The organism is Nocardioides sp. URHA0020 (genome assembly GCF_000620705.1).
GTDB lineage: Bacteria > Actinomycetota > Actinomycetes > Propionibacteriales > Nocardioidaceae > Nocardioides.
The window spans coordinates 1-19,858 of sequence record NZ_KK211172.1; the positions used below are offsets into that span (position 1 = coordinate 1).

Annotated in this window: 22 protein-coding genes; 9 read left to right on the forward strand and 13 right to left on the reverse strand. The window is 69.6% G+C overall.

The genetic code is table 11. The features are described 5' to 3' along the window. On the reverse strand, positions 1-994 hold a 994-nt coding region (locus tag N542_RS0121115), incomplete at its 3' end, for an IS481 family transposase (RefSeq protein WP_036507609.1). 1,136 nt (positions 995-2,130) lie between these two features. Between N542_RS0121115 and N542_RS0121120 the strand changes: the two genes are divergently transcribed. After that, entirely contained in the window at positions 2,131-2,514 is a 384-nt protein-coding gene (locus N542_RS0121120; RefSeq protein WP_155993277.1) for a hypothetical protein, read from the forward strand. Between the two features lie 70 nt (positions 2,515-2,584). Here the strand turns inward: N542_RS0121120 and N542_RS0121125 are convergent, their stop codons facing one another. Together N542_RS0121125 and N542_RS0121130 are read right to left on the reverse strand one after the other, a co-directional pair. After that, a complete protein-coding gene (locus N542_RS0121125; protein ID WP_028645621.1) occupies positions 2,585-3,022 on the reverse strand; it encodes a hypothetical protein in 438 nt (145 codons plus the stop codon). A 94-nt stretch (positions 3,023-3,116) separates the two neighbouring features. Further along, on the reverse strand, positions 3,117-3,449 hold the full coding sequence (locus N542_RS0121130; RefSeq protein WP_028645622.1) for a hypothetical protein: 333 nt from the start codon (positions 3,447-3,449) through the stop codon (positions 3,117-3,119). Positions 3,450-3,659: 210 nt separating this feature from the next. On the opposite strand from N542_RS0121130, the gene N542_RS0121135 reads away from it, so the two are divergent. Both N542_RS0121135 and N542_RS0121140 read left to right on the forward strand, forming a co-directional pair. Beyond that, entirely contained in the window at positions 3,660-3,893 is a 234-nt protein-coding gene (locus N542_RS0121135; protein WP_155993279.1) for a hypothetical protein, read from the forward strand. Between the two features lie 487 nt (positions 3,894-4,380). Then, entirely contained in the window at positions 4,381-6,114 is a 1,734-nt protein-coding gene (locus N542_RS0121140) for a DEAD/DEAH box helicase family protein (RefSeq protein WP_028645624.1), read from the forward strand. Between the two features lie 81 nt (positions 6,115-6,195). On the opposite strand, the gene N542_RS25980 is transcribed toward N542_RS0121140, so the two are convergent. From N542_RS25980 to N542_RS0121160, 4 genes are all read right to left on the reverse strand, one after another. Next, positions 6,196-7,563 (reverse strand): C13 family peptidase, encoded by a 1,368-nt coding sequence (locus tag N542_RS25980; RefSeq protein ID WP_036509328.1) that lies wholly within the window; start codon positions 7,561-7,563, stop codon positions 6,196-6,198. Positions 7,564-7,572: 9 nt separating this feature from the next. After that, positions 7,573-7,923: a hypothetical protein gene (locus N542_RS0121150; protein ID WP_028645625.1), complete on the reverse strand. Its 351-nt coding sequence runs from the start codon at positions 7,921-7,923 to the stop codon at positions 7,573-7,575. 79 nt (positions 7,924-8,002) lie between these two features. Further along, entirely contained in the window at positions 8,003-8,623 is a 621-nt protein-coding gene (locus N542_RS26880; protein WP_051552210.1) for a hypothetical protein, read from the reverse strand. Beyond that, a complete protein-coding gene (locus N542_RS0121160) occupies positions 8,623-9,141 on the reverse strand; it encodes a SigE family RNA polymerase sigma factor (protein WP_051552212.1) in 519 nt (172 codons plus the stop codon). The genes N542_RS26880 and N542_RS0121160 overlap by 1 nt, the downstream gene beginning before the upstream one ends. Before the next feature lie 218 nt (positions 9,142-9,359). Between N542_RS0121160 and N542_RS26885 the strand changes: the two genes are divergently transcribed. Together N542_RS26885 and N542_RS0121170 are read left to right on the forward strand one after the other, a co-directional pair. Continuing rightward, positions 9,360-9,812 carry a DUF4190 domain-containing protein gene (locus N542_RS26885; RefSeq protein WP_155993281.1) on the forward strand — a complete coding sequence of 151 codons (453 nt, stop codon included), beginning with the start codon at positions 9,360-9,362 and terminating at the stop codon, positions 9,810-9,812. A 63-nt stretch (positions 9,813-9,875) separates the two neighbouring features. Beyond that, positions 9,876-10,145 (forward strand): hypothetical protein, encoded by a 270-nt coding sequence (locus N542_RS0121170; RefSeq protein WP_028645628.1) that lies wholly within the window; start codon positions 9,876-9,878, stop codon positions 10,143-10,145. On the opposite strand, the gene N542_RS0121175 is transcribed toward N542_RS0121170, so the two are convergent. Continuing rightward, positions 10,136-10,564 (reverse strand): MarR family winged helix-turn-helix transcriptional regulator, encoded by a 429-nt coding sequence (locus N542_RS0121175; protein ID WP_028645629.1) that lies wholly within the window; start codon positions 10,562-10,564, stop codon positions 10,136-10,138. The genes N542_RS0121170 and N542_RS0121175 overlap by 10 nt on opposite strands. A gap of 87 nt (positions 10,565-10,651) precedes the next feature. Here N542_RS0121175 and N542_RS0121180 point away from each other — a divergent pair, with 87 nt between their 5' ends. Next, on the forward strand, positions 10,652-12,481 hold the full coding sequence (locus N542_RS0121180; RefSeq protein ID WP_028645630.1) for an ABC transporter ATP-binding protein: 1,830 nt from the start codon (positions 10,652-10,654) through the stop codon (positions 12,479-12,481). On the opposite strand, the gene N542_RS0121185 is transcribed toward N542_RS0121180, so the two are convergent. Then, positions 12,436-13,431: an NAD-dependent epimerase/dehydratase family protein gene (locus tag N542_RS0121185; protein ID WP_028645631.1), complete on the reverse strand. Its 996-nt coding sequence runs from the start codon at positions 13,429-13,431 to the stop codon at positions 12,436-12,438. The two genes, N542_RS0121180 and N542_RS0121185, sit on opposite strands and share 46 nt — an antisense overlap. A 110-nt stretch (positions 13,432-13,541) precedes the next feature. Here N542_RS0121185 and N542_RS0121190 point away from each other — a divergent pair, with 110 nt between their 5' ends. Continuing rightward, positions 13,542-14,243, forward strand: coding sequence for a TetR/AcrR family transcriptional regulator (locus N542_RS0121190; RefSeq protein WP_028645632.1), 702 nt, complete (start codon positions 13,542-13,544; stop codon positions 14,241-14,243). Here N542_RS0121190 and N542_RS0121195 read toward each other — a convergent pair. Next, entirely contained in the window at positions 14,240-15,184 is a 945-nt protein-coding gene (locus tag N542_RS0121195; RefSeq protein WP_028645633.1) for a GlxA family transcriptional regulator, read from the reverse strand. The two genes, N542_RS0121190 and N542_RS0121195, sit on opposite strands and share 4 nt — an antisense overlap. 93 nt (positions 15,185-15,277) lie before the next feature. Between N542_RS0121195 and N542_RS27695 the strand changes: the two genes are divergently transcribed. After that, the gene (locus N542_RS27695) at positions 15,278-15,424 is read left to right on the forward strand and encodes a hypothetical protein (RefSeq protein ID WP_155993283.1); all 147 of its coding nucleotides are present in this window, start codon (positions 15,278-15,280) and stop codon (positions 15,422-15,424) included. 82 nt (positions 15,425-15,506) lie between these two features. Here N542_RS27695 and rpsA read toward each other — a convergent pair whose 3' ends face one another. After that, complete coding sequence (gene rpsA, locus N542_RS0121205) at positions 15,507-16,982, reverse strand: 30S ribosomal protein S1 (protein WP_028645634.1); 1,476 nt, start codon at positions 16,980-16,982, stop codon at positions 15,507-15,509. A 208-nt stretch (positions 16,983-17,190) separates the two neighbouring features. Between rpsA and N542_RS0121210 the strand changes: the two genes are divergently transcribed. Beyond that, positions 17,191-18,003: a class I SAM-dependent methyltransferase gene (locus N542_RS0121210; protein WP_028645635.1), complete on the forward strand. Its 813-nt coding sequence runs from the start codon at positions 17,191-17,193 to the stop codon at positions 18,001-18,003. On the opposite strand, the gene N542_RS0121215 is transcribed toward N542_RS0121210, so the two are convergent. Together N542_RS0121215 and N542_RS0121220 are read right to left on the reverse strand one after the other, a co-directional pair. After that, positions 18,000-18,737 carry a methyltransferase domain-containing protein gene (locus N542_RS0121215; RefSeq protein WP_028645636.1) on the reverse strand — a complete coding sequence of 246 codons (738 nt, stop codon included), beginning with the start codon at positions 18,735-18,737 and terminating at the stop codon, positions 18,000-18,002. The two genes, N542_RS0121210 and N542_RS0121215, sit on opposite strands and share 4 nt — an antisense overlap. A gap of 97 nt (positions 18,738-18,834) precedes the next feature. Continuing rightward, entirely contained in the window at positions 18,835-19,755 is a 921-nt protein-coding gene (locus tag N542_RS0121220; protein ID WP_081795448.1) for a DUF3068 domain-containing protein, read from the reverse strand. Between the last annotated feature and the right edge of the window lie 103 nt (positions 19,756-19,858).

Genomic DNA, 19,858 nt, shown 5'->3' on the forward strand with positions numbered 1-19,858 from the left:
TGTGATGTCCGGCCAGGTTGTCCAACCGGGTGATGGGTGGTTGGCCGCCGAGTGCTGAGTGGGGCCGATGGTGGTTGTACTGGTGGATCCATCCTGCCAGGGCCGCTCGGCGGGCGTTCTCGGATGTGTAGAGCTTCTTGTAGGCCCAGCCGTCGGCCATGGTGCGGTGGAGTCTCTCGATCTTCCCGTTGGTCTGCGGGCGACGGGGTCGAGTTCTCTTGTGTTTGATCTCGAGCTCTTGGCAGGTGTCGCGCCACAGGTGTGAGATGTAGGCCGAGCCGTTGTCCGACATGACCCGCTCTACGTTGACGCCTCGTTCGGCGAACCACGCGATCGCTCGGTAGAGGACTCCGACCGCGGTGACGGCCTTCTCGTCGTCGTGGCACTCGGCGTAGGCCAGGCGGGTGTAGTCGTCGATGACGGTGTGCACGAAGCAGGTCCCCATCGACACGTCGTAGCGGTGGGTCTTCTTCCCGGTCCGGTTCCGGGTCGAGCGACGGTTCACGTTGCCCCGGTTCACCCCGACGAAGCGCCAGCCGCCACCATCGGGGATGTTGCCGAACTTCGTGGTGTCGACATGGAGCAGCTCCCCGGGCCGGGACCGCTCGTAGCGTCGCGCTGGTTCACCGGTGGTCCGGTCGATGTAGGTGAGCCGGTTGAGCCGGCAGCGGACCAGGACCGCGTGCACGGTCGAGGCTGGCATGCCGAGCTTCGCGCCGATCTGGACCGGTCCGAGGCGTTGCTTCCACCGCAGGTGCACGATCTTGCGCACCACCGGCGGCGGTGTCTTGGCGTGCTGGGTGTGGCGGGCCGAGGACCGGTCGTTCATCCCGGCGATGCCCTCGTCACGGTAGCGGCTCGCCCACTTGTCCGCGGTGCGCCACGAGACGTTGAAGAACTCAGCCGCACGAGACGGTGGCCAACCGTCCTCAACGATCAACCTGGCCAGCCGCAGGCGGTGTCTGGGAGTCAGAGCAGCATTAACGTGGGACACGAAGGCCTCCTGGGTGGGAGCGGTTCCTAGATAGCTCCACTCCACACCGGGAGGCCTTCACCCATCTACGGGTTCGCCGTACCCGATCGCACAACGTGCCTGGGCATCACAACTAACCGGTCAGGCCGATCATCGAGACGCACGTTCATGCCGCGCGGACAGTGCGCTTCAGAAGTGCCGATGACCGGTCGACTCGAGCAGGATGACGCCGTTGCCCCCTACGGCGATGGCGTGTGATGTTCGAGCCCCGTCCCGCGCCATCGGCGACTTCGCGTTCGACCGCTATTGCGGTGGCGGCGGTAGACCTTGACATACGTCAGATGTACGTGCGGCACACGAGTGCGTCTCAAAGGGCACGAATAGTTTGGACTGCGACTTGCCCACGGTGTACTGGATGACGAAACCTGACGACTTCGTATCCTTATTGCCCGCCGCAATGTCTAGGACAAGCTCGTAGAAGCGACCGGTTCGGTTGCACGGCGTCGTGAGTTCGATACCGGGACTTGCAGTGAGACCGTTCTCCGAGAGGTCGCCCTGCGCGTCGCCGATCATGATTCCACCGGTTCGTTCTGGGTTCTCGCGGACAGCGAAAGCTGCGACATCGAGGTCGCCGTCCGTCGCGCTGACGTCGTCGACGACGACCGGGGTCGCGTCCGCTGGGCAGATAGGAATGGATCCTAAGAGCCAATGTGACCGCGGCGCGACACTGATAGCTTCCTCGAGCCCCGCCGAGAGCGGCCCGCCGGGAAGGACCAAGCCGGCTTTCGTAGAGCCAGTCGACTCGCTCGCTTCCGGATCAGAGCCGTTGAGCAGGGTTGCGGCCACAGCAAGGCCGAGCAGAGAAATTTGTGCCCTAACTGCTCGGTCGCGCCGGCCTTTCACTTCGTTCGCCGTGCGTCTACGCGGGACGACTGCAGAGGGGTCTCTCTACGCTTCTTGCGACCCAAGGGATTCTTCCCACTCTCCGAGTTGCTGAAGCCGAGATCGTTGCATATTCCCGACCGCAGGGACGTCGATTCAGACATCAGTGAAACGCACGCATCTGCCGCCGTAGCTTCGGCTCGAAGGACGCACCCTCAAACCGCTGATGGTGCGCGGTCATGCCGATGACAGGGCGCATCAGTCATCCTGGCGATGTGGACCTTTCGAAGTACTACCAGCGTCTGGTGCGAGACCTCGACGGATGGTCCTCGGCGTCACAACTGGCGCCGGGGCGTATTCGAGTGTCGGTCCCGCAAGCCGGTGGTGGGCGCCGAACGGTGGTGATCGTGATGACGCCAGCTGAATGGGAGAGCATGTTCAGCGTCGCGCACGGAAGTGTCGACTCGGCCTTCGACCGGGTGAAGCAGACCTTGCTTTCGATGAAGCCTCACGAGGGCTTTGCGGTCTACGCCGACTACGGCCTGGAGCCATCCACGACCGAGACTCTGCCGGAGCCTGACCTGCCCGAACCTGGAAGCGGGAAGTGGGTGGCATACGGCCGACACGGGGACGAGGCACGCGACAATGGCGACCGCTGACAGAGGTCATGCGAGCCGTGGCGTCTGGTGTCACAGAGACGTGCGCTCAAGCCGATGACCGGTGGTTCAGTCAAAGTGCAGCGACGTGGTTCCGCACCACAGCGCGCATCTCCCGCTCGACGGCATCGCGGTCGTCGGGCGTGGTCAGATGATCGCGCTGATCCAGCATGGTGACGAGGGCACGGTCGAGGGGACCTTGGTCGTCCCACGCGGGAATCCGAGCGTAGAACGGCCCCTCGAAGAAGTGGATTGCGAGGTTCCAGTAGCCGGACGCGCGCAGCAGGACCCGGTACTCCGAGTCTTCGTCTTGGGTGACCGGCACGTCGATGCGGTGTTCAGAGAGCATCGCCCGTACGAGCGGCTCAGAGTCGTTGCCCAGACTGTCGCGGCTCAAGGCTGCAACCTTCACCGTCGCCTCGCCCGTGAACCCCGACTCCACGAGGTCCTCTGCGACCGCTACTGGTTCGTCAACCCGAAGGCCAGTGGGAAGGATGAAGTCGACTGCCACGCGATGTAGGCGAGCATCGAGGTCGGGTCGAAGGGTCTCAGTCACCTGCCGGATCCGCTCACCAGAATCGCACTCATCTGCCGCTCTGGCGCGGTCAGTTGGCGGCTGCGTCCCCGCGAACGAATAGCACCCCGGCAGCGACAGCGAGCAACACGGCACCCGCGCCGCTCGCGACCCCCCACTTGAAGCGGGTCTCACCCGCATCGATGCACGCAGCCTCGACCTGGTCCGCATCCGGGGGCGGCTCGCCACCAGGCACATTGTCTGGTTCGTTGAGTGCAGTGTCGTAAGGCGCAGTGCACGTGTACATGCCCATGCTCACGCTTTTGACGCTGGGGTTGTGCAGCAGCAACCACATACCCGCGACGGCGAAGACCGCCGACAGGGCCCCAAGCAGGGCGAGAAGAAGGCGACGCGTCCGGTGCACCCGCGAACCCTATCGGCGACGTTCGGAGACGCACGCTCATGCCCAGATAGCGCGCGCTGCGGCCCTCCGGACATCCCGCGCGGCGTGCGCTCGAAGACGCACGCTTCTGCCGCTGACTGGTTCGATCGGACCTGCCGATGAGAAGTTGGTCCATGAGCCGGAGCCTCAGGTTTGAGCCCGCTGGCGCAGAATGGTCTCTACATTGACGGCGTGGCTCTTGACCCCTCCGCCGAGTACGAGCGCGTCAGTGAAAAGTATGCGTCTGTGCGAGCGTCGGATCTTGTTCTCTACATGGCCGCAGCCGCCGTCCTGAGCGGTGTCAGCCTCGTCCGCGAGGTCAGTTGGGTCTTCTTCGCGGGCATCGTGGCGGCGATCATCGCGTGGGAATCGACCAAGTTCAGGCTCCGTCGAAACGCGCGCTACTTCGCAGACAGCGGACGGTGAGCGCAGCCGTTCAGGACTGCGCCCAACGTCCGTGGCGTGAGCTCGGAGACGTACGCATCTGCCGCGTTCCGCTTCGTCGTGCCGAAGGATCCGGATCCTTCTCAGTCCAGCCATGTCCACCAATTTGAGCTCTGCTCGCGCCCTACGGGCAGTAGACGAGTCCAGGGTTGGATCCCAGTTCCCGCCTGATTCGACGCACAAGACGCGCGGCCTGTGCGTCGTGGGCAGGTTCCCCCGATTCGATCGGCCACGCACGAGCCCACGCCACGATGTCCGAGATCAGGTCAGGGCTTAGAAGTAGACCGAGCCCCTGCTCGAACTGCTCACGATTGCTGAACATGAGTCCATGCTCATCCCACAGAGGGACGTCCACTGAGTCCTCGCCCATGAATCGGATCATGGGTCCAGATTGCCCGATCCGGCAGCGCTGCCACGGACGCGGGCGAGCCGGCCGTGCTCCAGGTCGAAGCCCCGGTAGCGTCCTGGGGTGGCCAGTCCTCGTCGATCCGGTGCGCGTGGACGCCGCCAGACCCCGCGCCGCAGCGGGACCCGTCAGCCGCCGCGGCCCTTGCCCGTCGCCGGGCCGGGCGAGCGGCTGTGGGTGCTCGACGTCCCGTACGCGACGCAGGTCGACGGCGCCACCTGGCATCCGGCCGTCAGGACCCACCTGTACGTCGGGCGCGCGCTGCCCGAGCACCTCGTGCCCTACGCGCCGGGGCCGTACACACTAGGGCGGTTCATCGAGAGCACCCTCAACCCCGGACATCCGACGCCCAACCCCGAGCCGACCGACGAGCTCGAGCCCCGCAGGATCCAGTTCGAAGCGGCTGATGCGATAGCGGCACGCGCCGCGGCGGGCGGACGGCAGTTCCTGCTGGCCGACGAGCCCGGCGTCGGCAAGACGATCGCCGCGGTGCTCGGAGCGACGGCGGTGGGCGACCTGCGCGAGGCGCGGCGAGTGCTCGTCATCGCAGACCGGCCCGCCGCGATCACGATCGGCCACTGGTGCCGCACCATCGCGGCGCTGGGCGACGGCGGTCTCGAATGGGTCGTGATCACCTGGGACCGGCTGGAGAAGGTCAAGGACCACACGTGGGACGTGATCATCGCCGACGAGGCCCACGCCCTGCGACGTACGACGACGAAGCGCTGGAAGCACTGGGTGCGAATCTCGGGTCACGGACGGCCGCACGACAAGGCGCCGTTCGTCATCGCGACGACCGCGACCCCCGGCCACACACCGCTGGAGCTGCCCTACCTCGCCCCGGCCTATGCCCAGGTGCTCGGCGAGCCGATGCAGGAGTGGACCTCTGCGACGCAGCCCGGGGGCGCGTTCGCCACGGCCCTCGAGCGCCACGGCGTCGGGGTGGAGCAGGGACGCTACGGCGCGACGTGGACCGCCGATCCGGCTCGGCGGGCCGCGGACCTCAAGCTGGTCCGCGGCTGGCTCGACGAGGAGAGGCCGCCGGCCATGCTGCACCGCGCTGCCCCGTGGGGCCCGGTGCCGATCTCCGGCATGCCCGTGGCACTCACGCCGGCCGAGCGCACGGCGTACGAAGCGGAGTGGGGCGAGTTCTGCCGTGAGATGGACCTCGCCCGACGCGGCCGCAACATCGCGAAGGGCCGAGCCGCGCTGCTGCGCTTCCGGCAGAAGGCCGGTCTCATCCGCGTCGACTCGACGGTCGACTGGATTGCCCAGCAGGTCCAGGCGGAGCGGCAGGTGGCGTGCTCGGTCGAGTTCGTCGCGACCGCCGCCGACCCCATCGCCGATCGGCTGCGTGACTCCGGCATCGACGTGGCCACGATCTACGGCCGCGACCGGTTCGACCCCGAGGCTGAGCGGCTCCGGTTCCAGACCGGGCAGGCGAAGGTCTGCGTCTTCACCACGGTCGCCTCGATCAGCCTGCACGCCGGCGAGACCCTCACCGACGGCCGCCGCGCGAGCTCCGAACCTCGGGTCGGCGTCTTCCACCAGGCCCGCTTCTCCGGCATCGCCGGCCGGCAGGTGACCGGCCGCACCCACCGCGACCACCAGGTCTCGCCGTGGCACATCGCGTACGCCGAGGGCACCGTCGAGGAGCAGGTCGGCAGGGTCATGGTGGAGCGCATCGCCGCCGCATCCGACACGGTCGGATCCGACACCACCGGCCTCACCGCCCTCGCCGAGCTCCTCGGGGCCGACTGGCTGCCCGCCACGACCTTGACCGAGGACGTCGTCTGACCGCTCGGCTCGAGCGAGGCACACCGGCCACGTGAAGCAACCTGCGCAGCGGGCAGCTGCGCGGGTCCGACGGACGCCGGCCTACCTCGCTGCCGCCTCGCGCCCGACGACCTTGGCCAGCCGCTGGTCCAGTGCCTCGGCAGCGTCGAGTGACACGAGCAGCTTCGAGGCCCACTCGGGCGGCGGGTCCGGGATCGGGTGCCTGACCACGACCTTCTCGATCGCCCGGTAGCGCTCGAGCAGCTCCTTGATGATGTCGGCGAGGGTGGGTGCCTTGGTCAGGTAGATCGAGGCCCCACACCCGGTCGGCGAGTCGCCGTACTGCGGGTCGTCGTAGGAGTTCGGGTAGAAGTACGCGTCGGAGTAGTTGAACGCCTCGCGGGCGCTGACGCGCCCGTTGCCGTTGGCGTCCGGCTGGTGGGCGAGGCTCGCGCCGTACGCCGTCGAGCCGTGGACGGCCTCGAACCAGGTCTGAGCCCACTGGTCGAAGTGGGCGGCCCCGGCGCTCACCTTGTCGGCGGGTACGGCGCTCGCGAAGGAGGTGCGCGCGGCGCGGCTGTGGTCGAGCGTGGGCTGCAGGAAGGCGCCCGAGTAGCACTGCTCCATCGTCACCACGAGGGTGCCGAAGGCATCCATCCCGTCCAGCATCGTCGACCACTCCGACGGCGTGACGACGCCCGAGTTGTCGATGCACAGACCGCTCGTGGAGCCGTGGTTGTTGGTGTGCACGAAGAGCAGGCTGTCGTCGTCCATGCGGGCGTTGATCTCGGCGAGCGTCGACTCGAGGTTGGCCTGGGTGGCCGCGGCGTGGACCTGCATCTCGTACGCCGTGCCGTCGCCGACCCAGGTCGCCATGTCGGCGCCGGAGTAGTCCGTCGAGCCGATCGTCCCGTCGTAGCAGAGCACGTAGATGTTCGACGCCTTGAAGCCGAACCTGTGGCGCAGGATCCGGTAGGCGAACTCGGTGTCCTCGACGTGGCGGCGGTTGCTGATCTGGCTGGTCCACAGCAGCGCGAAGCGGTTGTCGTCCACGAGCCACGGGAAGTGGTGCAGCGATCCCCAGTCGATCCGGCCGTACACCGACGGCAGGGTGTCGGACTGCCGGAGCGGCTCGTGGAAGTAGTCGGGACGCAGCACCCGGTCGGAGACCTCGGGCGGGAACTCGGCGTGCGCCGTGCCGATCAGGGAGCCGTCCTCGGGCGAGTGGAAGAGGTAGCGGCACGGGTGGCCGAAGTTGGCGCCCGGCATCTGGTCCTCGAACACGACGATCGAGTCGTGCGGCACCACGATCTCCCGGTCGACCAGCCGGAGCACGTGACCGCGGGGCAGGGCGCGCGGCACCACTCCGAGGTGGTGCGCGGCGGCCCGCTCGGGCGTGATCGCGGCGAACGCCTCGGCGCGGGCGCGCTCGAAGACCCGCTTGTTGGGCTTCCTCAGGTACGTGGCCATGATCTGCTCCTAGGTGGGTTGGTGCGGTGCGAGGTCGGCGATCCCGTCGGGGTCGGCAGCCACCACCCAGGTGTCCGGCAGCCGGCCGAAGGCCGGCGGACGATCACTGGGGACGGTGCGCAGCAGCTCGCCCGAGTCGAGGTCGACCAGGGCGTAGGTGCACGGGTGCATCCAGTTCGCCCCGGGCATCTCGTCGCGGAAGACGAGCAGCGACGGACCGGTGACCCGGTGCGACTCAGCGCCGAGCGCGACCACTCCGGCCTCGCGAACGGCCCGGTCGACGTACACGACGGCGCCCCGACGTACGCCGAGCGCCTGCAGGGCTGCGGCCACGGCGGCGTCGCTGTCGACGAGCGTCATGGGCGTCGCCCCTGGATCCCGGTCTCCATGGTGGGAGGAGTCCGGGGACGTCGCTGTGGATACCGGTGGGCGTGCCCGGTCAGGGAGCCACGTAGGCGAGGTCGAGCGTGTCGGAGCTGTCGCCCCACCGCAGCGTCAGGTGCCAGCAGCCCGGCTCCGGCAGGTCGATGATCGAGGGGCCGGGACCGCCCTGGACCACCCGGGTGGCGCTCGCCGTACCGTCCCCCAGCGTCGCGCTGATGCGCAGCGACGAGGCCTGGTCGACGCGGGAGACCCACAGGATCTTGTTGCCCTGGCCGGGAGACGGCGGCGACGTCAGCGGTGCGGCGAAGAGGATCGCGGCGATGTGGCCGTCGTCGCCGAGCACGTACGGCATCCGTGGGCGCGGGTCGGAGAAGCCGGTGCGGGCCCAGCTCGGCAGCACGCGGGTGGGCACCGGATCGACGCACGAGGCTCCCGGCGCGGTCGTGGGCGAGCCCACCGGCGGGTCGGTGCGGTCCGGCCGCTCGGAGGTCAGGACCACCGGCACGGCCACCGCGACGGCGGCCACGGCCGTTGCCGTCGCCAGGCTCGTCGCGACCCAGCGGCGACGGCGCCGCCGGCCGCCGGCGGCGGCCAGCTCGCGTGCCGGCGCCGCTGGTACGCCGATGTCGTCGGTCGCTGCACGCAGCAGCTGGGCAACCTCACGTTCGTCGATCATCACTTCTCCTCGTGCGTGCGGGTGATGAGGTCACTGAGCGACGTGTCCTCCGACAGCGCGGCGATGGCGCGCGCGGCTCTGCTCTTGACCGTCCCGGGAGCAATCCCGAGGACGGAGGCGATCTGGGTCTCGGTGAGGTCGGCGAAGTAGCGGAGCACCAGCACCTGGCGCTGGTCGTGGCCCAGCCGCCCGAGCGAGGCCCGGATGCTCTGGCTCAGCGAGACCTCGGTGGCCGGATCGTCCGTGGGCGGTGGCTCGGGAAGGTCCTGGTACGGGATCTCTCCGCGCCACCGGCGGCGTCGGCTGCGCGAGATGCCGTTGACCAGCACCCGGTAGACGTAGGCGTCGCGGTCGTCCGCCGCGGAGACCCGGCCCCACGCGCCGTAGCAGCGCACGAGCGCCTCCTGGACCGCGTCCTCGGCGTCGTGCTCACCGCAGCCGAAGAGGACGGCCGCCCGGACCAGACGGGCGTAGCGCGCGTCCACGAACGCCCGGTAGTCGTCCTCGTCTGGCTTCACGATGATCCTTCGCTCGGTGGCCCTCTACCTATACGAGCACCTGGGGCACCGGGTCGGTTCCCGCACCGGTGCCGTACGGCGTGCACGCGGGCGGCTGAGCACGCTGCGTCGTCCGTTCGGCCAGCCTTTCGCAGTTCCCCGGCGCCGTCCGGCGGGGACGGGGTCTACTGCCGCCGGCACCCTCGTGCAGCACCCACTCGAGCAGGAGACGCGAACTCGTGACGAATCCACCGACCCCGGGCTGGTTCACGGACCCTCAGAGCCCGATGCAGCAGCGCTACTGGGACGGCTCCGTCTGGACCCAGCACACGCTGCCGCTCGGACGGCCGATCAGCCCCGGCGGCGTACCACCCACCGCGAGCGGAGCCACTACGTCGCTCGTCCTCGGCATCCTGTCGCTGCTCCTCTGCGGCCTCTTCACGGGCATCCCGGCGATCATCACCGCGCGACGGGCCACCCGTGAGATCGACAGGTCGCAGGGCCGGCTCGGGGGCCGCGGCCTGGCCACGGCCGGCTTCGTCACCGGGCTGATCGGCTCCCTCTGGTCGGGCTGCGCCGGCGGCGTGGTGGCCATCGTCTTCCTCATGGGTGGGGCGACGCAGGGCACGTTCGACACCACGGTCTGCGACAACGTCAGCCCGGACATGCCGAGTCAGTCCGACTGCCCCTAGTGAACACCGTCGCGTGTCGATGGATGTCGGTGCCGTGACATAGGTTGATCAGGTGATCGAACGATGAGCAAGACCGACGAGCTGCGCGCGATGCGCGAGGCCAAGTACGCACGATCGGCGGCCGCGCGCGCCGGTCAGCCCCAGGCCCGGCCCAAGCCCGAGACCTCCTCGGCGAGCAAGCCTGCGGCCAAGCCGGCCAAGCCGGCGAAGTCTGTGCCCGTGGAGTCGGCGGCCGAGGCGGAGACGGACGGCCTGTGCGGCCACCGCTCCATGAACGGGCGCACCTGCACCCGCGAGGCCGGCCACGCGGCCAAGAGCCACCGCTACTCCTGAGCGACGACGAGGCGCAGGATCCGGTCGAGCTCGGCCCGGTCGGAGTCGCTGAGCACCGACAGCCGCCGCTCGGTCGCCGTACGACGGGCCTCGTCCAGCAGCTCACGCAGCCGGGTGCCGGCCTCCGTCTGGACGACGCTGGTCGCGCGCCGGTCCGCCGGGTCGGGCTGGCGCGCCACGAGCGACCGCTCCTCGAGCGCGTCGACCACCTCGGTCGCCGAGCGGGCGGCGATCCGCAGACGCTCGGCCAGCACCGAGAGCCGCACCGGCTCCAGCTCGGCGACGACCCGGAGGGCGCGCGCCTGGCTGGGGGTCACGTCGTACTCGGCCATCACCTCGCCGAAGGAGCGCCGCATCGACCGGGCGGCCTGCATCAGCAGGTCGCTGGTCGAGTCACCGGGGGTCTGGTCCTGGTTCACGGGAACATCCTAGCCAATGCCGACGTTCCCTCATCATGAGGTAACCTCAGCATATGACCTCATCCCCATCCTGAGAGAGGTGAGCGCATGGCGGAGCCCATGAGCCGCGGCCGCGGAGGCCGCCCCGGAGCCAGCAGCAACCCCGAGACCCGAGCGGCCGACAGGGCCCAGCTCGCCGACGCCCCCGTGTCCCTGCGCCGGATCGGTCGCCTCTTCGCGCCGCACCGTGCGCGCCTGGCGCTCGTCGTCGTGCTGATCGTCGCCAGCTCGCTGATCGGCCTGGCCCAGCCCTTCCTGATCAAGCGCGTCATCGACGACGCGATCCCCCAGCAGGACGTCCCCCTGCTCCTGACCTGCGTGCTGCTCATGGTCGGCATCGCCGTCGCGTCGTCCACGATCGGCGTCGTCCAGACCTGGCAGTCCACCACCGTCGGCCAGCGCGTCATGCACCGACTGCGCTCCGACCTCTTCGGCCACCTGCAGCGCCAGTCCGTCGGCTTCTTCACCCGCACCCGTGGCGGCGAGATCCAGTCGCGCGTGGTCAACGACATCGGCAGCATGCAGTCAGTCGTCACGTCGACCGCCACGTCGATCGCCGCCAACCTGACCACCGTGGTCGGCACCGTGGTCGCGATGCTGCTGCTCAGCTGGCAGCTCGCGCTGGTGACCCTCGTCGTGCTCCCCCCGGCCATCATCCTGACCCGCCAGGTCGCCAAGATGCGCTACGCCGTGACGGCGGCCCGCCAGGCCAAGCTCGCCGACCTGCACGTGCAGGTCGAGGAGGGCCTGTCGATCAGCGGCATCCAGCTCACCAAGACCCTCGGCGCCGCGCCCACGCTGGCCCGCCGCTTCGAGCGGACCTCGGCCGAGCTCGTGGACCTCGAGGTCCGCTCGCAGCTCGCTGGCCGCTGGCGGATGGCGACCATGAACATCGTCTTCGCCGCCGTCCCCGCCGTCCTCTACCTGGCCGCCGGCCTGCCGGCGACGTCAGGCGGGATGACCATCGGCACCCTGGTCGCCTTCGTCGCCCTGCAGAGCGCGCTCTTCCGTCCGCTGATGGGCCTGCTCGGCGTCCAGGCCGACGTCACCGCGTCGCTGGCCCTCTTCAGCCGGATCTTCGAGTACCAGGACCTCCCGGTCGAGATCGACGACCCGGCCCACCCGGTGCGGCTCGGCCAGGTCCGCGGCGAGGTCCGCTTCGACCACGTCGACTTCGGGTACGGCGACGCGACCGTGCTCCACGACATCGACCTCGCCGTGCCGGCCGGCGGCTCGCTCGCCCTGGTGGGCGAGACCGGCAGCGGCAAGACCACGCTCGCGTCCCTCGTCGCGCGGCTGCACGACCCGAGCACCGGTGCGGTGCGCATCGACGGCGTCGACGTGCGCGACCTGACGCTCGACGACCTCGCCGCCACCGTCGGCGTCGTCACCCAGGAGACCTACCTGCTGCACGCCACGGTCAAGGACAACCTGCTCCATGCGAAGCCTGACGCCACCGACGCCGAGATCGAGGCCGCCGCCCGGGCCGCCCGCATCCACGACGTCATCACGGCACTCCCCCAGGGCTACGACACCATGGTCGGCTCCCGGGGCCACCGGTTCTCCGGTGGTGAGAAGCAGCGGCTGGCCATCGCCCGCACCCTGCTGCGCAACCCGCGGATCCTGGTGCTCGACGAGGCGACCAGCGCCCTGGACAACGAGACCGAGCGTGAGGTCCAGGCGGCGCTCGACGAGATGGCCGAGGGCCGGACGACGATCACCATCGCCCACCGGCTCTCCACCGTCCGCAACGCCGACCAGATCGCGGTGCTCTCGGCCGGCCACGTGGTCGAGCTCGGCACCCACGAGGAGCTGCTGCTGCGTGGCGGGCGCTACGCCGACCTGGTGCGCACCGGGCTCTCGACCGTCGCCGCCTGAGCCAGGGCCGGGGCGAGGCTCGGGTCGGCGTTGACGGCCGTGGCCCGGCACACCTCGTCCCACGGGGTCGGCGTCAGGCCGAGCTCGCGCTCGATCGCCGTGGAGTCCAGGACGTAGGGCCGCTCGAACTGGTAGGCGGTCTCCCGCATCTCGCGCAGGGCCGGCACCAGCATCCCGCCGATGCCGAGGACCGCCCTCGGCATGGCCTTGACCGACACCGGCTCCCGGCCGGCCGCCGCGCACACGTCGGCCAGGGCCTGCGCCTGGGTGACCGGTGCGTTGGTCGGTGCGTGCCAGACCCGACCCCAGGCCTGCGGTGCCGCGGCCACGGCCACCAGGGCGCGTGCCATGTCGCGCACGTCCGTGAATGAGTGCAGCACGTCGGGCCGGCCCATGACCCGCACGGTCTTGCCGGCCAGCGCCGCCGGCGCCACCCGGGCGATGTGCCCGGCCTCGACAGCGACGCCCGGACCCATGTAGTCGGACCCGCGCACCTCGACCGCCCGGATCCGACCGGCCTCGTGGCGTGCCTGCGCCTCGGCCCACATGCCCGCCCGGATCCGCGCCTTCTTGGTGGTCGCCGCGTCGGGCAGGTCCTCGACCATGGGAGCGTCGACGGGTCCGTAGCCGTAGAGGCAGGAGGCCGTCACGAGGACGGCGCCAGTGCGCTCCGCGGCGACCAGGAACGCCTCGGCCACCGGCGGCCAGAAGGTCGACCACACCGTGTAGTCGGCGGGGTTGACGCAGTTGTAGATCGCCACCGCCCCCGCGGCCAGCTCGGTCAGCCGGCCGGCGTCAGCGGCGTCCGCCGCCTCGCGGCGTACGCCGTCAAGGTCGGGGCCGCTGCCGGACCGGCTGACGAGGAGCACCTGATGGCCGGCCGCAGCCAGCTCGAGGGCGGTGGCGCGGCCGACGGGGCCGGCGCCGACGATGACGTGGAGATCGGACATGGTTCCTCCTGAAGCTCGAATGTGAGAGCACCGCTCTCTGTTTCACCAGACTGGCACGACCGGCCACCAAAAGCAAGAGCACCGCTCTCGTTTTGTGGCACCATGTGCTCATGCCTCCCTTGTCCCGCGCCGAGAACCGCGCCGAGCAGACCCGTGCGATCCTCGACCGTGCCCGCGCCCAGCTCGCCGAGGTCGGCCCGGCCGCCCTGTCGGTCCGGCAGATCGCGCGGGAGGTCGGCCTGGTCTCCTCCGCGGTCTACCGCTACTTCCCCAGCCGCGACGAGCTGCTCACCGCCCTGATCGTCGAGGCGTACGAGGAGCTCGCCGACGCGGTCGAGGAGGCCGAGGCCGGCGTACGGCGCCGCACGGCCCTCGACAAGCGCTTCCTCGCCGTGGCCCACGCGATCCGCGGCTGGGCGCTCGCCCACCCGCACCAGTACGCCCTGCTCTACGGCTCCCCCGTGCCCGGCTACGTCGCGCCTGACACGACCGTGAACTCGGCCGGCCGGATCAGCGGCGCGTTCCTGCGGCTGGCGCAGGAGTCCGAGGTCGCCGGCGACGAGCACGCCCCGGCCCTGCCCGTGGGCACCGCCGAGCACCGCGCGCTCGGCGGCATCCGCCCCGCGCTGGAGACCCCGGTCTCCGACCAGCGCACGGTCCGCTGGCTGATGGCCTGGTCCACCGTCTTCGGCCACGTGAGCCTGGAGCTCTTCGGCCACATGCACCGCGGCATCCTCGACTACGACGCGCACTTCAAGCAGGTCACCGGCCAGCTGGTGGCCGACCTCGGGCTGCGCCCGGCGAGGGGCTAGCCCGCGAACCGGCGGCGGTACTGCTGGGGGCTGAGGCCCCGCACCCGGGCGAAGTGGTGGCGCAGCGTCGCGGCGTTGCCGAACCCGACCTCGTCGGCGATCCAGTCGACGGAGTGGTCGGTGCGCTCGAGCAGCTCCTCGGCCGCCTGCACCCGCTGCCGGGTGACCCAGGAGTGCGGCGTCGTACCGGTCTCGGCGCGGAACCGCCGGGCGAACGTGCGCGCCGACATGTGGTTGCGCCGGGCCAGGGTGTCGACGCTGAGGTCCTCGCCGATGTTCTCGACGATCCACTGCAGCAGCGGGCCCAGGGTCTCGGCATCACAGTCGGGCACGGCGTTCGCGATGAACTGCGCCTGCCCGCCCTCACGGTGCGGGGGTACGACGATCCGCCGCGCCGTGGTCGCGGCGACCTTGGCCCCGAAGTGGTCGCGCATCAGGTGCAGGGACGCGTCGATCCCGGCAGCGGATCCGGCGCCGGTGAGGATGTTGCCGTCGTGGCAGTAGAGGACGTCGGGGCTCACCTTGGCCTCCGGGTAGGTCCGCGCCAGCAGGTCGGTGTAGCGCCAGTGCGTCGTGCACTCCCGCCCGTGAAGCAGGCCGGCCGCGCCGATCTCGAAGACGCCGGAGCAGTGGGCGTAGATCGTCGCGTTGCGGGCGTCGGCGGCGCGGAGGGCGTCGAGGACGGCCGGGTCGTGGGCGAGGAAGTCGAACTTCGGCGCCAGGCACACCAGGTCGGCGTCCTCGGTGGCCTCGAGCCCACGCTCCACGACGATGTCGTAGTCGGAGCGCCCGCGCAGCCGACCTGGGCGCGGCGTACAGACCTGGAAGTCGAAGACGGGGTTGTCGTCGTCGGGGTGGTAGGGCTCCCCCCACACCTCGACCAGCGAGCCGAGCCCGAACGGCTCGGCGCCCTCCTGCACGATGACGGCCACCTTCTTCACGAGGACAGCAAACACCGGTTGTGGCAGAAAATCAACGCACTATGGCTTTCCTGCCACTCGTGGCAGGATCTCGATTGGCGCAGTATTACTGCCATGACCTTCCTGATGATCCTGCTGCTAGTCGTGGTGGCGCTCAGCGTGGCGAGCGTCGCCCTGATCTTCCGTGACGGCCGGGGGCCCCAGCGCCCGCCGGTCTCGCACTTCGAGGACGCCCGCTTCGTGGCTCCTCTGGCGCGCTGAACCGCTTCTCCCCCAACGCACGAGGGCCCGGCCACCTGACGGTGACCGGGCCCTCGTGTGTTTCAGAGCTGTGCGGAGCTGATCAGCTCGCGCCGCCCGTCAGCTTCTCGCGCAGCGCCTGGAGCGCCTCGTCGGAAGCCAGCGAACCACCGGCGTCGACGTCCTCGTCCTCCTCCGCGGAGGAGGAGTACGACGTGGCCTCGCCGGCCTCGGCCTCGGCAACCTTCGCCTCGGCCTGCTGCTTGACGTGCTGCTCCCAGCGGGCGTGCGCCTTGGCGTACTGGTCCTCCCAGACCGCGCGCTGGTCGTCGAAGCCCTCGAGCCACTCGCCCGTCTCGGGGTCGAAGCCCTCGGGGTAGACGTAGTTGCCCTGCTCGTCGTACGTGGCCGTCATGCCGTAAAGGGTGGGGTCGAAGTCCTCGACGTCACCCGCGGCGGCGGTCTCGTTGGCCTGCTTGAGCGACAGCGAGATCCGGCGGCGCTCGAGGTCGATGTCGATGATCTTGACCATGACGTCGTCGTTGACCTGGACGACCTGCTCCGGGATCTCGACGTGACGCTCGGCGAGCTCGGAGATGTGCACCAGGCCCTCGATGCCCTCCTCGACGCGGACGAACGCACCGAACGGGACCAGCTTGGTGACCTTGCCGGGCACGATCTGGCCGATCTGGTGGGTCCGGGCGAAGTGCTGCCACGGGTCCTCCTGCGTCGCCTTCAGCGACAGGGAGACACGCTCGCGGTCCATGTCGACGTCGAGGACCTCGACGGTGACCTCGTCGCCCACGGCGACGACCTCGGACGGGTGGTCGATGTGCTTCCAGGACAGCTCCGAGACGTGGACGAGACCGTCGACGCCGCCGAGGTCCACGAACGCACCGAAGTTGACGATCGAGGAGACGACACCCTTGCGGATCTGACCCTTCTGGAGCTGGGTCAGGAAGCCGTGGCGCACCTCGGACTGGGTCTGCTCGAGCCACGCACGACGCGACAGCACGACGTTGTTGCGGTTCTTGTCGAGCTCGATGATCTTGGCCTCGAGCGTCTGACCGACGTAGGGCTGCAGGTCGCGCACGCGACGCATCTCGACGAGGGAGGCGGGCAGGAAGCCGCGCAGGCCGATGTCGAGGATGAGACCACCCTTGACGACCTCGATGACGGTGCCTTCGACGACGCCGTCCTCTTCCTTGACCTGCTCGATGGTGCCCCAGGCGCGCTCGTACTGTGCGCGCTTCTTGGACAGGATCAGGCGGCCTTCCTTGTCCTCCTTCTGGAGGACGAGGGCTTCGACCTTGTCGCCGACGGAGACGACCTCGTTGGGGTCGACGTCGTGCTTGATCGACAGCTCGCGCGAGGGGATGACGCCCTCGGTCTTGTAGCCGATGTCGAGGAGGACCTCGTCGCGGTCGACCTTGACGATGGTGCCTTCGACGATGTCGCCGTCGTTGAAGTACTTGATGGTCGCGTCGATAGCGGCGAGGAAGTCTTCTTCGGACCCGATGTCGTTGATCGCCACCTGGGGCGCGTCGTAGTCCGGAAGAATCGAGATGGTACTCGTCATAAGGAAGGTGTGTCCTTGGATGGATGGGATCGTGCGGGCACGTCGAAGGTCCTGTTTCACCACCCCGACCAGGGCCCGTTCGGCTGGCGATGAGGATGAGTGAGCGAGCGTCCGCTCCGTATGGGACCCGGGCAGACCTCCGGCGCACCCTCAAGACTACGCGCGGGGCGCGACGTACGTCCAACCGGCGAGGGCTACGCTCCCCTGCGTGGAGAACCATCCCCCCGTCCGGGTGGAACGACGTCCGGTCTCGGAGGCGGAGTCCCGACGGGCCAACGGCCCGGACTGGGACCGGTACGCCGACGAGTACCAGGCCACCCACGGCGAGTTCCTCGGTGACGCGGGCTTCGTGTGGGGCCCCGAGGGCCTGACCGAGGCCGAGGCCCGGTGCCTCGGTGACGTGACCGACCGCGACGTCCTCGAGGTCGGATCGGGCGCCGGCCAGTGCTCGCGCTGGGTGCGCAGCAACGGCGGCCGGGCCTACGGCCTCGACCTCTCCCACCGCCAGCTCCAGCACTCGCGCCGCATCGACGCCGAGAGCGGCATCCACGTGCCGTCGGTGCTCGGCACGGCGACCGCGCTGCCCTTCGCGGACGACTCCTTCGACGTCGTCTTCTCCTCCTTCGGGGCGCTGCAGTTCGTCAGCGAGATCGGCACCGCGATCGCCGAGACCGCCCGGGTGCTGCGCCCCGGCGGCCGCTACGCCTTCTCCATCACCCACCCCACCCGGTGGATGTTCCCCGACGACCCGGGCGAGGAGGGCCTGGTCGCGAGCCAGTCCTACTGGGACCGGACGCCGTACGTCGAGGTCGACGACGAGACCGGCGTCGTGGCGTACGTCGAGCACCACCGCACCCTGGGCGACTGGGTGACCCTGCTCGCCGGCCACGGGTTCGTGATCACCGACCTGCGCGAGCCGGAGTGGCCCGAGGGCCACGACCGGGTGTGGGGCGGCTGGTCGGGGGTCCGGGGGAAGTACACCCCCGGGACCGCGATCTTCGTGGCGCGCCTGGGCGCCTAAGCAGGCGCGACGTACTCGGCGACCACCAGGCCGTGGGCGGTGTAGGTCAGCCGGTCGTACGGCGTCCACCAGATCTGCTCGACCGGGACCTCGCGCCAGACGTTGCGGTTGTCCTCGCGCAGGAGCGCGCCGCGCAGGTCGAAGCCGAGCTCGCCGGTCTCGAACTGGCGGTCGAGGTCGAGGTTGTAGCCGATCGGCAGGGTCACCCACAGCTTGCCGCCGGGCTTCAGCAGCCGCTTGAGACCGGCGATCGCGCGGCCGGCCTTGGCCGAGTCGAGGACCTCCTCGTCCAGCCCGACGTGCTCGAGGGTGGACACCGCGAGGATCAGGTCGAACCTCTCGTCGAGGACCAGGTCGGCGACGTCGGCGTTGACCACCCCGGGAGCCTGCTCGTACTTGTCGACGACCAGGTGCTTCGTCGGCACGTAGTGCGCCGTCACGTAGCCGATCTCGAGGACGTCGCGGTCGGCGTACTGCTCGAGCACCTCCAGCGCCAGGGCGATCTCGACGCCTCGCTCGTTCATCCAGGTGTTGTTGTAGCGGTGGTGGAAGTAGGCGACCTGACGGCCGTCCCACCCGAAGCTCGAGGCCGACCTCCGGCCCGCGCCCGGCAGCCCGAGCAACCACTGCCAGACCCAGCGCACGCAGGAGGACAGGACGGACCAGGCGCCACGCTCCCGGGCGAAGGCGACCACGCGTGCCAGCACAGAGGCCGACCGGTTCAGGAGCGTCATGGGGGCAGACGGTAGCGGACCCGGAGCCCCGAAATGCGCCGCGGCGGGCCGCGTTGCCGCGACCCGCCGACGGCGAGAGCTGGTGGTGCCGCTCGGGCTAGACGGAGACCCTGGCCGCGGGCGGCGGGGCGTCGTCCTTCTTGCGGGCGCCGAGCATCAGCAGGGCGCCGGCCAGGAGTGCGAGAGCACCGCCGATGAAGCCGAAGATCGGGACCCAGTGCAGCAGCAGGTCGAGCTGCCGGATGTTGGCCTTCGAGTCGTCGGCGAAGTCCTTCTGCTGCTGCTCGGTGAACCCGACCTTGAGGTCGAGCACCTGGGTGCCGTCGTCGAGGTAGCGCTGCTGGTCCTGCGTCTGCTGCTGGATGGCGCCGGTCTTGGGCTCGACCCACACCTCGGTCACGTTGTCGTAGGTGCCGTTGGTGCCCTCGAGGATCTCGACGGGCGCGTCGACCGTCGTGATCTTGTAGACGTAGACCTTGACGCCCTTGATCTTGTCGGTGCGGTCGAAGACGGCGGGGACGCCCTTGTTGAGGGTGCTCTCCCAGTAGGTGTAGTCCTTCTTCTCCGAGTCGAAGGGCCACTTGTTCACCAGCCCCTCGTGCGGGACGGTGTCGGCCGGGAGGTTCTTGAAGTCCGGCACGGCCTCGGCCGTGACGCGGTCGGTGGCGAAGATGTCCTCGGTCGCGGAGACGAGGCGCGGGTCCTCGCCGTCGACGCAGTCGGGGGCGTCGCCGTCCTCGTTGACGACGACACAGGCGCCGGTCTGCCAGAACGCCACGTCGTCGGTCGACTTCTTGGTGTTCGTCTGGCTGATGCTCAGGACGTTGATCGGAGACGGGGCGGACAGTTCGCCGGTCGTCGCGTCGAGGCGTCGTACCTCACCGGAGAGGTGCGTCGTCTGGTTGACGTCGAGCGGCGTCTTCTTCACCGCACCTGGCAGCCAGGTGACGGCGAGCACCGCTACGACAAGGAGGAAGGCGCCGAGTCCTATCAGGATCGGGCCGAAGACCTTACGCACGAATTTACCTCCCCATCAGGACGGCCTCGTTGGCAGTCACCGCGCCGCAGAGTAACGCATGTCACTCCGTATGTGACGCGTCAGTAGGTAAACCGTGACCAGA